The 13388-nt window shown below is 45.4% G+C and carries 11 protein-coding genes; 3 read left to right on the top strand and 8 right to left on the bottom strand.

All coding sequences use genetic code 11. The features are described 5' to 3' along the window. Positions 1-16: 16 nt before the first annotated feature. The 5 genes from fabD to yceD form a co-directional block, all read right to left on the bottom strand. Positions 17-940: an ACP S-malonyltransferase gene (gene fabD, locus VEZ01S_RS03175; RefSeq protein WP_021712560.1), complete on the bottom strand. Its 924-nt coding sequence runs from the start codon at positions 938-940 to the stop codon at positions 17-19. A 66-nt stretch (positions 941-1006) separates the two neighbouring features. Next, positions 1007-1957 carry a beta-ketoacyl-ACP synthase III gene (locus tag VEZ01S_RS03170; protein WP_021712559.1) on the bottom strand — a complete coding sequence of 317 codons (951 nt, stop codon included), beginning with the start codon at positions 1955-1957 and terminating at the stop codon, positions 1007-1009. A 5-nt stretch (positions 1958-1962) separates the two neighbouring features. Further along, positions 1963-2988: a phosphate acyltransferase PlsX gene (plsX, locus tag VEZ01S_RS03165; RefSeq protein WP_021712558.1), complete on the bottom strand. Its 1026-nt coding sequence runs from the start codon at positions 2986-2988 to the stop codon at positions 1963-1965. Between the two features lie 9 nt (positions 2989-2997). Continuing rightward, positions 2998-3168 (bottom strand): 50S ribosomal protein L32, encoded by a 171-nt coding sequence (gene rpmF, locus VEZ01S_RS03160; protein ID WP_004414666.1) that lies wholly within the window; start codon positions 3166-3168, stop codon positions 2998-3000. 5 nt (positions 3169-3173) lie between these two features. After that, positions 3174-3710, bottom strand: a complete 537-nt coding sequence (yceD, locus tag VEZ01S_RS03155) for a 23S rRNA accumulation protein YceD (protein WP_021712557.1) — start codon at positions 3708-3710, stop codon at positions 3174-3176. Positions 3711-3827: 117 nt separating this feature from the next. On the opposite strand from yceD, the gene VEZ01S_RS03150 reads away from it, so the two are divergent. Then, positions 3828-4415, top strand: a complete 588-nt coding sequence (locus VEZ01S_RS03150; RefSeq protein WP_040890057.1) for a Maf family protein — start codon at positions 3828-3830, stop codon at positions 4413-4415. A gap of 25 nt (positions 4416-4440) precedes the next feature. Here VEZ01S_RS03150 and rluC read toward each other — a convergent pair whose 3' ends face one another. Beyond that, a complete protein-coding gene (gene rluC / locus VEZ01S_RS03145; RefSeq protein ID WP_021712555.1) occupies positions 4441-5382 on the bottom strand; it encodes a 23S rRNA pseudouridine(955/2504/2580) synthase RluC in 942 nt (313 codons plus the stop codon). A gap of 602 nt (positions 5383-5984) precedes the next feature. On the opposite strand from rluC, the gene rne reads away from it, so the two are divergent. After that, complete coding sequence (gene rne / locus VEZ01S_RS03140; protein ID WP_021712554.1) at positions 5985-9044, top strand: ribonuclease E; 3060 nt, start codon at positions 5985-5987, stop codon at positions 9042-9044. Between the two features lie 298 nt (positions 9045-9342). Continuing rightward, positions 9343-10902, top strand: coding sequence for a SulP family inorganic anion transporter (locus tag VEZ01S_RS03135; RefSeq protein WP_021712553.1), 1560 nt, complete (start codon positions 9343-9345; stop codon positions 10900-10902). A 64-nt stretch (positions 10903-10966) separates the two neighbouring features. On the opposite strand, the gene VEZ01S_RS03130 is transcribed toward VEZ01S_RS03135, so the two are convergent. Then, complete coding sequence (locus VEZ01S_RS03130) at positions 10967-12439, bottom strand: MATE family efflux transporter (protein ID WP_021712552.1); 1473 nt, start codon at positions 12437-12439, stop codon at positions 10967-10969. Positions 12440-12531: 92 nt separating this feature from the next. Next, complete coding sequence (locus VEZ01S_RS03125) at positions 12532-13131, bottom strand: LysE/ArgO family amino acid transporter (protein WP_021712551.1); 600 nt, start codon at positions 13129-13131, stop codon at positions 12532-12534. Positions 13132-13388 lie beyond the last annotated feature (257 nt).

Here is a 13388-nt window from a genome sequence, read left to right as displayed (position 1 = left end):
GTCTCCGTTAAGAATCTTATTTCGCAGCTTCTAGTGATGCTGTGTCATTCACTGCTGCAGCCGTTAGGCTTTTCACGATGCGTTTAGTCAAACCCGTCAGCACTTTACCCGGGCCCAACTCAAAGAGTTTCTCTACGCCTTGCTCATGCATGCTCACTACGCCTTCAGTCCAACGTACTGGGCAATAGAGTTGACGTACAAGCGCGTCTTTAATTTTTGCAGGATCGGTTTCGGCAGCAACATCAACGTTGTTGATCACAGGTAGCGATGGTGCATTAAACTCAAGATCTTTCAGTGCTTCAGCCAAACGATCCGCCGCAGGCTTCATCAGTGCACAGTGTGAAGGCACAGACACAGGTAAAGGCAGTGCACGTTTCGCGCCCGCTTCTTTACATAATGCGCCCGCACGCTCTACCGCCGCTTTATTGCCCGCGATAACCACTTGACCTGGAGAGTTAAAGTTCACAGGAGAAACGACTTCGCCTTGCGCTGCTTCTTCACACGCTTTCGCAATCGCGTCATCCGCTAGACCGATAATTGCGTACATTGCGCCAGTACCTGCCGGTACCGCTTCTTGCATTAATTGACCGCGCAGCTCAACCAATTTAATCGCTTGTTTGAAATCGATTACGCCCGCACAAACCAAAGCTGAGTATTCACCTAGGCTATGACCTGCAACCAGTTCAGGAGTGGCAAGGCCTTGCTCATTCCATACACGCCAAATGGCAACAGATGCCGCTAACAATGCAGGTTGAGTGCGGTGAGTTTGGTTTAAATCTTCTACTGGGCCTTCTTGAATCAGTGCCCATAGGTCATAACCTAATACTTCTGATGCTTCAGCAAAGGTTTGTTTAACAACATCAAATTGCTCACCAAGATCGGCTAGCATACCAAGGCTTTGAGAGCCTTGACCTGGAAATACGATTGCAAACTTGCTCATAATTCGTCCTAAATATTTAAAAAGAAGTGCAATGGCACTTCTTTAAATTAATCATTTGCGTTTTGGTTAGAACCTAACCAACGCAGAACCCCAAGTGAAACCACCACCAAAGGCTTCTAGTAACATCAGCTGACCGCGTTTAATTCGGCCATCACGTACCGCCTCATCAAGTGCAGTCGGAACCGTAGCGGCTGAGGTGTTACCATGACGGTCAAGGGTTACCACCACTTGATCCATCGGCATCGACAGCTTTTTAGCGGTCGCAGAGATGATTCTTAGGTTGGCTTGATGTGGTACTAGCCAATCTAAATCCTGTTTCTGTAGGTTGTTGGCTTTCAGCGTATCAGTGACTAAGCGAGAAAGCTGAGTTACCGCTACCTTAAATACTTCATTGCCCGTCATGTGTAGCCATTTATCGACTTCACCACCACGAACTGGCATTTCAAGGCTCAGTAATTCACCGTAACGACCATCCGCGCCAAGATGCGTAGATAAGATGCCTTGTTCTTCACTGGCACCTAATACCACTGCACCTGCGCCGTCACCAAATAAGATAACGGTTGAGCGATCAATTTCATCTACTGATTTTGATAGAGCGTCAGCACCGATAACCAAAATGTTTTTACACATTCCAGAACGGATATGCTGGTCAGCGACCGACAACGCATACACGAAGCCAGTACATGCTGCCGCTATATCAAAAGCAGCACAGCCAGGAATGTCGAGCATTCCTTGAATTTGACACGCAGATGATGGGAAGGCATGACTACCACTGGTAGTGGCAACAATAATAAGATCAAGATCGGCTTTATCGATACCCGCCATCTCAATCGCATTTTTTGCTGCAATAAAGCCCATATCGGCAACGGATTCATCCGGTGCTGAAATACGACGTTCTTTGATACCAGTACGAGCAACAATCCACTCGTCGTCAGTATCAACCATTTTTTCTAAATCTGCATTGGTGCGCACTTGGGAAGGCAGATAGCTGCCTGTGCCTAATATTTTGCTATACATGAAGACTAATTTTGCCTCTCGAGTAAAACGGTTTCCAAACGGTCACTTATACGACTGGGTACTTGACGTTTGACCTCGTGAACTGCCTCTATGATTGCATTGATGATAGCAGTTTTATCCGCACTTCCGTGACTTTTAATGACAATGCCGCGCAATCCTAGCAAACTTGCCCCGTTATACTGGTCGGGGTTCAGTTGTTTTAGCTCAGAAAACAGCTCAGAGAATATAATTTTTGATATCCAAGCTCTAAACTTAGAGGCCAGCATATGATGTTTTAACCTATCTAGGAACAGATTGGCTACCCCTTCAGATGCTTTTAAACAGACATTGCCTACAAATCCATCACAAACAACGACGTCTGCTTCATCTTGTAATAGCTGATCTGCTTCGATAAATCCAATGTAATTAATAGATTCAGTCTTTTGTAGCATTTCAGCACAATCTTTTACCAGATCATTCCCTTTAATATCCTCCTCGCCCACATTTAAAATCGCCACTCGTGGTGAACGATGCAAATGCTCTTCGGCCAAGGCCGAGCCCATCACAGCAAATTGAAACAAAGTGTTCGCATTGACCGAGACATTCGCCCCAAGATCAAGTAGCCATACTTTTTCCCCGTTGCGTGTTGGCAATGCCGAAACCAGTGCAGGTCGTTCGATACCCGGCAAAAGTTTTAGGCGATAGCGAGATAACCCCATTAAGGCACCCGTATTACCACCACTGACACAGGCTTGTGCGGTCTGCTCTTCAACCAGATCGATTGCGCGACGCATAGAGGTACCTGCGCTACGGCGCATAACGGATGAGGGTTTATCGGTGTCTGCAATCACTCGATCAGTATGTTCGATGTGAATGCGGTCATTGGGGTAAGATCCCAATGTAGAGAGGTGGGGAATGAGGACGGATTCGTCACCCACTAAAATAACTTTTAGCTCTGGAAAAATAGACAATGCCTGCACGGCGGCAGGCACTGTAATATGGGGACCGAAATCCCCACCCATTGCATCCAGTGCAACGGTAATCGTTCGCAAAAAGTAACCTTACTTATTGATTACTTTTTTGCCACGGTAGTAACCTTCAGCAGTCACGTTGTGACGTAGGTGAGTTTCACCTGAAGTTGCGTCTACAGATAGTGCAGCTGTAGTTAGCGCATCGTGTGAACGACGCATGCCACGCATTGAACGTGATTTTTTGCTCTTTTGTACGGCCATTGACCCTACTCCTTTGTCTTTGCTTTTAAGCTTTTTAAAACTTCGAACGGGTTTGGTTTCTCTTCCTCAATTTCTTCAGGAATGTCACCAAAAACCAAGTTATGTGTATTTACGCTACATTCAGATACATCATGCATTGCTACTTGAGGTAAGTTTAGAATGAACTCGTCTTCAACTAACTGTATGAGATCGCATTCACCGTACTCGTTCAGATCTACCAAATCGTACTCTTCCGGGGCTTCCTCTTCGGTCTTTTCACCCTTATTAGGGGTATAGACGAATTGGACTTCACAATAATGTGTGAAGTTCTCATTGCAGCGTTGACACTCTAAATCGACTTCGACGTTAGCTTTACCAGAGATAACGACCAATCGTTGTTCATCTAAGTCAAATGACAATGTGACTTCTGCGTTGCGTTTTACGCCTTCGACCGACTCGGCCAAGCGCTTGAGCAGACTGACTTGGATAATGCCATCATAGTCTAGTCGTTTCTGAGCTGCTTTACTCGGGTCAACCGTTCGCGGTATTTTTACCTTTTGCATAGGGCGCGAATATTATCTCTCAAATCAAATTTAGTCAAAGGAAAACAGAAAAAACTTACTCAATTTTTGTACGTCGATTATTCTATGCCAAACAATTCAAACATCGAACTGGAATTCATGAACGAATATCAAATTGTATTAGCCTCGACATCCCCTTATCGAGCAGAGATTCTGCGTAAATTATCGGTTTCTTTTATACAAGTCAGCCCTGACTTTGACGAAACGGCTCTAGATAATGAATTACCTGAGCAGCTTGTCGCAAGACTGGCTGAAGGAAAAGCCAAGTCTTGTACTCTTCCTGATGGTCAGCACCTAGTGATTGGCTCTGACCAAGTTTGTGTGGTTAATGGTCGCATTGTGGGTAAACCGCATACCACAGCAGGTGCGATACAACAGCTTACCGAGCAAAGCGGCCAAACCATTACCTTTTATACTGGACTTGCCTTGCACAACACTAAAAGTAGTCGCACTCAAGTCGTTGTCGATACCTTTAAAGTGCATTTTAAAACATTATCCGACGCTCAAATCAAACGTTACGTTGAATTAGAGCAACCATTAAATTGTGCCGGTAGCTTTAAAAGCGAAGGTTTAGGCATCGCTCTATTTAGTGCACTCGAAGGCAAAGATCCTAACACCCTCATCGGTCTACCGCTCATTGAGCTTATCGACTTATTAGAAAATGAAGGTGTTTCTATCTTAGGTTAAGCGCGAATAGTCCGTTATGTGACGTCTAGACCCGCAGTTTCTCAATCGCACGCGTCAGTTTACTTTCCATAGGTGCCGAGATATCCATCTCTTCTTCGGTACCTGGATGGGTAAACTTGATGTTGGCGGCATGTAAAAACAAGCGGTCTAACCCTACTTTAGCGGTAAAGGCATCAAAGCGGCGGTCGCCATAACGATCATCCCAAGCAATCGGATGACCCGTATATTGAACGTGCACACGAATTTGATGGGTACGGCCAGTAATTGGGCTTGCTTGAATTAAGGTTGAGTTATTCAACTTCTCAATCACTTTAAAGCGCGTTTCTGACGGCTTACCATTTGGGTTCACACGTACAATGCTGTTCACTTCATTTTTAAGAAGTGGCGCAGTCACTTTACGAATACTGTTCTTCCACTCCCCCATCACCAAGGCAAAATAATACTTCTGCACGGTTTTCTCGCGAAACTGCGCTTGTAGATGACGCAATGCCGAGCGTTTCTTGGCGACTAATAAAATACCGGAAGTGTCTCTATCAATGCGATGCACAAGTTCTAAAAACCTTGCCTCTGGTCGTAAAGCTCGCAGCGCTTCAATAGCACCAAACTTCAAACCACTGCCACCATGAACAGCCGTACCCGACGGTTTGTTCAAAATAAGCAGATGATCGTCTTCATACAAAATGCAGTGCTCAAGTTCTGACACTTTATTCAGTTTGGTACTTAACGCAGGTGTTTCTTCAGTTGCAGGAATGGTCACTGGCGGAATACGCACCAGATCACCGGCTTGAAGTTTGTATTCGGCTTTGATGCGCTTTTTATTCACGCGCACTTCTCCCTTACGTATGATGCGATACACCATACTTTTCGGAATAGCCTTTAATTGGTTGCGCAGAAAGTTATCGATGCGCTGTCCGGCCATGTCAGAATCAATATCGACAAACTGGACTGGGGTTCTAATTTCACTCATTTGCCTAGTGTAACATTCTAAAGTGTTCTAAATCACATATTTCTGCTCTACACTAGTTAAGTCGACTATGAACGACTTTTGTTCACTAAGGATTTAAGAACCTGTGTACAACATTGTGCAGTCACAGTTTTGTAATTTTTGTTCACATTAATTAAATTCAAGATAATCATACAATTAACTGTCTTAAGACGCCGTTTTTTAGTTTTTTTTGTATCCTTTATCTGTTTGTTGATTGCTGTGTATTAGTGACACTGTTATAGTTCGTCAATCAATGTGTTCCCTTGGTTGTTTTTTACACTTAACTAGGGCGCAAATTGACAAGAAATGAAAGTTGATTGTTCATTATTCCATGCAGCGTAAGGCATAAGACATTGATTCTGAACAAGCATGTCGCACAACTTTTACCTATCAATGCAGAGTTCGACTGCAAAATTTTCGCAGATCACGTTTTCTTGAAGAGGAAAATGTGATGGCTAAAGTGTCCCCGAGCATCCCTTCCAGCCGTGAGGCTGCACCGATCGACCATGGGATCAGGCACCATTGATAGGAACAATTGCGACAATCACAAATAAAATAATCAGAGAAACACGACGAGAATTCGAATGAAAAGAATGTTAATTAACGCAACTCAAAAAGAAGAGTTGCGTGTCGCCCTCGTTGATGGACAGAAACTGTTCGATTTAGATATCGAAAGTCCTGGCCACGAATCAAAGAAGGCGAATATCTACAAAGGACGTATCACTCGCATTGAGCCAAGCTTGGAAGCAGCATTTGTTGACTATGGCGCAGAACGACACGGATTCCTCCCTCTTAAAGAAGTAGCACGCGATTACTTTCCTGCAGGCTACACCTACCAAGGTCGTCCAAGCATTAAAGAAGTGCTTAAAGAAGGCCAAGAAGTTATTGTTCAAGTTGAGAAAGAAGAACGTGGTAACAAGGGCGCAGCTCTTACTACTTTCATCTCTCTTGCAGGTAGCTACTTAGTATTAATGCCTAACAACCCTCGAGCTGGCGGTATTTCACGTCGTATCGAAGGTGACGAACGCACTCAACTTAAAGCAGCACTAAGCACTTTAGAGCTACCACAAGGCATGGGTTTAATTGTTCGTACAGCGGGTGTGGGTAAAAGCGCTGAAGAGCTTGAGTGGGACTTAAATGTTCTACTTAATCACTGGAGAGCAGTAAAAGAAGCGGCTGATGCAAATCAAGCACCTTTCCTTATCCACCAAGAAAGTAACGTTATCGTTCGAGCTATTCGTGACTACTTACGTCGCGATATTGGTGAGATCCTGATCGACAGCAACACTATTTTTGAACGTGCTCAAGCACACATTCAATTGGTACGTCCTGACTTCGTCAATCGTGTTAAAAAATACGACGGTGAAGTGCCACTATTTAGTCACTACCAAATTGAAACTCAAATCGACTCTGCGTTCCAACGCGAAGTACGCTTACCTTCTGGTGGCTCAATTGTTATTGACCCAACAGAAGCACTAACGTCTATCGATATTAACTCTGCCCGCGCAACCAAAGGCAGTGATATCGAAGAAACCGCTCTTAACACTAACCTAGAAGCAGCCGATGAAATTGCTCGTCAGCTACGTCTACGTGACCTTGGTGGTCTAGTGGTTATCGATTTCATCGATATGACCCCTGTTCGTCACCAACGTGAAGTGGAAAACCGCTTACGTGAAGCCGCTCGTTTAGATCGTGCCCGCGTACAGATTGGTCGCATTTCACGCTTCGGTCTTCTAGAAATGTCTCGCCAACGCTTGAGCCCGTCTCTTGCTGAAGCTAGCCACCATATTTGTCCTCGCTGTTCAGGTACAGGCGTGGTTCGTGATAACGAATCTCTAGCACTGTCTGTTCTTCGTCTTATCGAAGAAGAAGCGTTAAAAGACAACACTGCGCAAGTGCTGGCGGTTGTGCCTGTACCTATCGCATCATACTTACTCAACGAAAAACGCCGCAGCGTTAATCATATTGAGCGTAGCCAAGAAGTTAAGGTACTTATTGTTCCTAACTCTGATATGGAAACGCCTCACTACGAAATCGTTCGTGTTCGTGAAGGTGAAGAACAAAGCCTACTTTCATACCTATTGCCTAAAAAGCTAGATGCAATGAAAGAAGCAGAAGCTCGCGAAGCGGGTGAAGTAGAAGTTGCGCCAAAACGCATCGAAGAGCCTGTACTACAAGGTTTTGCTTCTCCAACGCAATCAGCAGCACCTGCACCTAAAGCAGCTCCTACAGCAGCGGCTAAGCCAACAACATCGGCACCAAAAGCACCGGGGTTATTCTCTCGTATCTTTGCTGCTATCGGTAAATTCTTTAACTCAGAAGAAGTGAAAGAAGAGCCTGTTGTTGAAGAAAAGCCAAAACCACAACGTCGCGATCGCAATGACAACCGTCGTCGTAATAATCGTGACAATCGCCGCAGAAACAATAACCGCTCTAACCGCAACAACACTGAGCGCGATGAGACTGCAGCAGATACCTCGAATTCACCGTCTTCTCAGCAAGATGCGCCTCGTAAAGAGAACAAGCGCAAACCTCGCAAAGAAAGAAAGACACCGAATAAGGTAGAAGAACAAGGTAAGAAAATCGCCGAGCAAGCTCAGCAAGAGCCTGAAGCTACTGCTAAGAGCGAAAAAGAAACTAAGACAAGTCAGGTTAAACAACGTCGCCAACGTCGTCAGATGAAAAAACAGGTGCGCGTTAAAGACCAGCAAGCGAATGCAAACCAACAAAATGTTGACGTTGCTAAAGCGGCTAAACCTGTTGCTGAAAAGCCAGCTAAGAAACAACAACCGAAAGGCCAAGTTTCTACTGAGACTGCGGCAACTGAACAAGCGGACAAGTCTGAACAAAACGAAGCGCCACAACAGCAACGTCGTAATCGTCGCTCACCTCGTCACCTACGAGCCAGTGGACAACGTCGTCGTCGCGGTCGCGATCGCAGACCAAACCCTTTCCGTCTACGCAAAGGCGGTGTTGCCTCTCCTGAGATGGCAATGGGTAAAGTAATGCCAAAATATGACTTGCCTAAGCCTAAGAGAAAGCAACGTGTGGTTGAAGAAGTCATTGCGACAGGTATCACCAGCGGTGTTGCATTCCCTGAAATGTCGATGGGTAAAGTGATCATCATGAAAGCTGTTGAACCTGCGTTAGTGATGGCTCCTGAAGTGATCGCTCCTGAAGCTGTAGCAACACCTGAGGTTGTAGCGACTCCTGAAGTGGCCGTGGCAGCACCGGCAGCTGTTGAGACGCCAAAAGTTGAAACGACTGAAACTGTATCTGAAACTCCAGTTGTTGAAACTGCGCAGCCAGAAACGAAAGTCGTAGCAACTGCTCCTGAAGTTGTGAGCCCTGTTGTTGAAGAAACCACAGAGCAAGCTGCTGTTGAGGCAACGATTGAAGTTGAACCAGCAACCACCACTGAACCGGTTGTGGAAGAAGTTGCACCGCAAGTACAACCTGTTGCAAAAGTGAGCTTTAAAGGCCACGCGCAATCTGGAATGACAAGCGCTCCTGGTCCACAGCAAGTACAGGAAATTACGGTCAATGCTGCAAGCTTCCGTAATGAACCTTTTGCAGGACGTGCAGCGGGTAGCCAAGCCGCTACTCACCAAGCGTCAGCTGTGACAACGAAACCGAATTTCTAATTTAATTCGTTGTAAAAAATCGAGAGCCAACCTATTTAGGTTGGCTCTTTTTTTATATTTAGAAGATAGCCAATACCAATCGTTCTCGATAACTGCGTTAGAATTTTTGATTATAAAATAACGACTTACCGAAAATACCAGCTTGTTCTCAGCATTTCCCCTGTACTATTTCTGATCACTGGCTTAGTGTGATGAGTATAATTATGCACTTTACGTCTTATCGATTAATTGCACTTCATCCGTGTTTCCGTTAGGATTCTGCGACTTGTTAACAATTGTAAGAAAAAATTAACCTTCTATGTTTGAATCTCCTCAGTTTTCAGCGCAAAGCGTCAAAAATGACGTTTTGTCCGGACTTACCGTAGCACTGGCTTTAGTACCTGAAGCCGTTGCTTTTGCTTTCGTGGCCGGAGTCGATCCTATGGTTGGGCTATATGCCGCCTTTATTGTAGGCTTGATAACTTCTATCTTTGGCGGGCGACCAGGCATGATCTCTGGTGCTACTGGGGCAATGGCTGTGGTAATGGTCAGCTTAGTCGCAGTGCATGGGGTGCAGTACCTCTTTGCCACTATTATGCTGACCGGGCTTTTACAGATATTAGCTGGTGTCTTTAAGCTAGGTAAATTTATACGAATTGTTCCCCATCCGGTCATGATAGGGTTCGTCAACGGTCTTGCCATTGTTATCTTCCTCGCGCAGCTCGGTCAATTTAAAGCGCCAGATGTGGCAGGAGTCATGACTTGGTTACCAAGCGATCAAATGACGGTGATGTTTGCTTTAATAGCGCTAACTATGGCTATCATCTACTTTCTTCCTAAGATCACCACCGCCATACCTTCTTCATTGGTTGCGATTGTCAGTGTAACGCTTATTGTTCACTTCTTCGGCTTAGATACCCGTACCGTTGTTGACTTCTTACGCTCCATGTCAGGAGATGCTAACGCCACCTTAGCAGGCTCACTTCCTAGCTTCTCGCTTCCGCAAGTGCCACTGACTCTCGAGACCTTAAAAATCATCCTTCCCTACGCGATTATTTTAGCGGCGATTGGCCTGATAGAATCACTGCTGACGCTAACAGTTCTAGATGAAATGACGAATACTCGCGGAAAGAGTAACCGTGAATGTGTTGGTCAAGGCATTGCCAACCTTAGTTGTTCAGTATTTGGCGCTATGGGTGGTTGCGCCATGATTGGTCAATCAATGATCAACATAAACTCCGGGGGGCGTGGACGACTTTCCGGTATTGTGGCGGCTCTGGCGCTACTGATGTTCATCTTGTTTACCTCAGGTTTGATCGAAATGATCCCACTTGCTGCACTGGTTGGAGTTATGTTTATGGTGGTCATTGGTACCTTTGAATGGGCGACCTTTAAACTGGCTCGTCGCGTACCAAAACAAGATTTCTTTGTCATCGTACTCGTCACGGTTGTCACGGTACTGACCGACCTTGCGGTAGCGGTGGCAGTCGGCGTGATTGCCTCTGCACTGATGTTTGCATGGCAGCATGCTAAACACATCTACGCCAGCAGCCAAGTCAACGAAGAAGGATCTAAAGTATACCGAGTACACGGCCCTGTATTCTTCGGCTCGGTCGCGAACTTCCTAGAGCTATTTGACGCGAAGAATGACCCTGATGATGTGATTGTTGATTTTGCGGATTCTCGCGTGACCGATCACTCGGCCATCGAAGCTATCGAAACCCTTGCAGAGCGCTACAACACCGAAGGTAAAACCTTACATCTTCGTCATCTAAGCCAAGATTGCCGCGCACTATTGGACAAAGCCGGTAGCCTAGTTGAAATCAACGTTAAAGAAGATCCTAGCTACAAAGTCGCGACCGATGTTCTTGCCGGTTAAACTTTAGCAACCCTACATAATGCCGATATCACTTGAGTGCTATCGGCATTGTTCTTTTTAGCGGCTATTTTTTCTCAGCTAGCAACTCATCATTTTTCACCAGCTCTTCCATTGCCACCGCGTCATGAGTACAAAACGGCTGCATGTTGATGCAATGCAATCCTTCTTCAAGCTCATCATCAAGACTTTCTTTTTGCTCAATGGGTACTTCAGTATCTAATTGTTGTAGATGAAATCTTAAAGTGACCAAGGCGATTAAACCAAACACTAAATTCCCCAGTGCTTGGCCGTACAAAACCCCAAGTGCGCCAAATAGCGAAGAACCTAAATAGACAAAAGGAATGGTGCCCAAGGTCGCTTTACCCACATTTAATGCGGTGGAATACAAAGGTCTACCCAGATTATTAAACGAGGTATTTGCGACAAATTGCGCACCATTAAACAAAAAGGTAATTGCAATGTAAGTGCAAAATGTTCGAACCAGCAGATCCGCATCACCGGTGAGATTAAAGGCATTTACAATTTGCGACTGCAAAAAGAACAGCGCTACACTGACCAAAAGACAGTACACCGTCACCACCAGCAACGAATTACGTAGCGTTTCTTTCACTCTGTCGATGCGCACGGCTCCATAATTTTGTCCAATAATGGGACCTACCGCTCCTGACAAAGCAAAAATAGCGGCAAACACTACAGGCGTTAATCGCCCCATTACCGCAAACCCAGCGACAAAGTCTTCACCATATTGTGCAATAGCACTCGTCACAATGGCGTTGCCTACTGGCGTCGCAATATTGGTAAAAATGGCAGGTAGTGCAATAGCGAAGATAGCTCGTTGACTCAATAGCCAATGACGATAGTTAAAACGTCCAACAAGGTTGTGTTGTCGAATCAAAGGAGCTAAAGCAAAGGTTAATACGGTCGCGCGGGAGATCACCGATGCTAATGCGGCGCCTTCAACATTCCACATAAATACGAAGATAAAGATGGGGTCTAAAATGGCGTTGACGACCCCGCCCCAAATGGTAGCCATCATGGAACGTTTGGCATCCCCTGCCGCACGTAGCGCCGCTCCTGCTGCCATACCTAAGGCAACTAAGGGGGTGCTAGGCAGTAAAATGTACATGTAATCTTTAGCGTGCTCAAAGGCCGCGCCTTTAGCACCGATTAACGTCAGCAATTCAGGAATGTAATAGGTCATAATGCCAGTAATAACGGCATTGACCAGAAAAGCAGTCACCAATATATTGATCACTAGATGCTTGGCACCTTGCCTCTTTTTTGCGCCAAGTTCTTTTGAAACTAACGCCCCCATGGCAATGGAAGTACCAATAGAAATAGAGGTTGAGAAAAAGATTAAGGTCCCTGCAAACCCCACAGCTGCTGCCAGTTCCACCTGCCCGAGCATACTGATAAACATCATATCGAGCAGGTCGACAATAAATAAAGACATGAGTCCAATGGAACCCGCACCTGACATAGTCAGTATGTGCTTCATTGTCGAACCTTGTACGAACTTCGCTTCCTGCTCTGCCACCGTCACTCCTTGGTCTGTGCTTTTACCAACCACAGTAACGCCGCCATCAAGTAGGTTTCCCCGCTAGCATGACCGGTTACGCACGTTCAGTATTAGTTTCTCAATAATTCAAAGGCGAGCAGTAGCATTGTCACCCCGACTACGCCTTCAAGTACCTTCCAAGTATGGGCTTTTTTAAAGTAAGGGGTTAATAATCTTGCGCCATAACCCAAACCAAAGAAGAAAATAAAAGAAGCGCACACAGCGCCTGCGCCAAATTCATATTTATCTACGCCATATTGGGTAGACACAGAACCTAGAAAAACTAAGGTATCGAGATAAACATGTGGGTTTAACCAAGTGAATGCCAAACAAACGGCTAATGTTTTCGCTAACGAGGATGGCGCTTTTGCAGTAGGGTCAAGAGTGTGTTTATTACGAACCGCCGAGCAAAGACTGCTTAGCCCATACACGACTAAAAACAAGGCACCGGCATAACGGGCAATGTCTTCTACTTGCGGGTAGGCGTTTACCACCACTGAAAAGCCCGCAACACCGGCAAAAATCAGCAGCGCGTCTGAGCATGCGCAGACCAAGCACACCCAAAAGACATGCTGACGCATTAAGCCCTGTTTAATCACAAAGGCATTTTGTGCACCAATAGCCAAAATAAGAGAAAAGCCGATAGCAAGACCTGAGAAAAAAGGCGACATGACCGTATCCACAACAATAAAAATGGTGGGTAACTTTACAGTTCAAGTGCATAAATGGCAATTTTAAGAAGGGTGGCTCTAGAAAAGAAAAAGAGCAAACCCAAGACTATGAGTTTGCTCTGAATGCCCACAGGTAAAAAGTAATGAGCGGTATCACTTTTTATCCATAATGCTGACTAAATACTATCCCTGTATGGAGGTAGTGATTAGCCAACCGTTATTACAAGTATCAATCCGGCGATAGAAATCCACTTATA

Source organism: Vibrio ezurae NBRC 102218 (genome assembly GCF_000467185.1).
In the GTDB taxonomy this organism is placed as follows: domain Bacteria; phylum Pseudomonadota; class Gammaproteobacteria; order Enterobacterales; family Vibrionaceae; genus Vibrio; species Vibrio ezurae.
Note: the sequence above shows the minus strand (reverse complement) of the source record. Positions and strands in the feature narration are given on the sequence as shown.

What these genes read in the sequence shown, in the direction of transcription:
- yceD (WP_021712557.1), bottom strand. Translation starts at nt 3,710, where the DNA reads ATGCAAAAGGTAAAAATACCGCGAACGGTTGACCCGAGTAAAGCAGCT.
- rne (WP_021712554.1), top strand. Translation starts at nt 5,985, where the DNA reads ATGAAAAGAATGTTAATTAACGCAACTCAAAAAGAAGAGTTGCGTGTC.
- rpmF (WP_004414666.1), bottom strand. Translation starts at nt 3,168, where the DNA reads ATGGCCGTACAAAAGAGCAAAAAATCACGTTCAATGCGTGGCATGCGT.
- VEZ01S_RS03125 (WP_021712551.1), bottom strand. Translation starts at nt 13,131, where the DNA reads ATGTCGCCTTTTTTCTCAGGTCTTGCTATCGGCTTTTCTCTTATTTTG.
- VEZ01S_RS03135 (WP_021712553.1), top strand. Translation starts at nt 9,343, where the DNA reads ATGTTTGAATCTCCTCAGTTTTCAGCGCAAAGCGTCAAAAATGACGTT.
- rluC (WP_021712555.1), bottom strand. Translation starts at nt 5,382, where the DNA reads ATGAGTGAAATTAGAACCCCAGTCCAGTTTGTCGATATTGATTCTGAC.
- VEZ01S_RS03150 (WP_040890057.1), top strand. Translation starts at nt 3,828, where the DNA reads ATGAACGAATATCAAATTGTATTAGCCTCGACATCCCCTTATCGAGCA.
- VEZ01S_RS03170 (WP_021712559.1), bottom strand. Translation starts at nt 1,957, where the DNA reads ATGTATAGCAAAATATTAGGCACAGGCAGCTATCTGCCTTCCCAAGTG.
- fabD (WP_021712560.1), bottom strand. Translation starts at nt 940, where the DNA reads ATGAGCAAGTTTGCAATCGTATTTCCAGGTCAAGGCTCTCAAAGCCTT.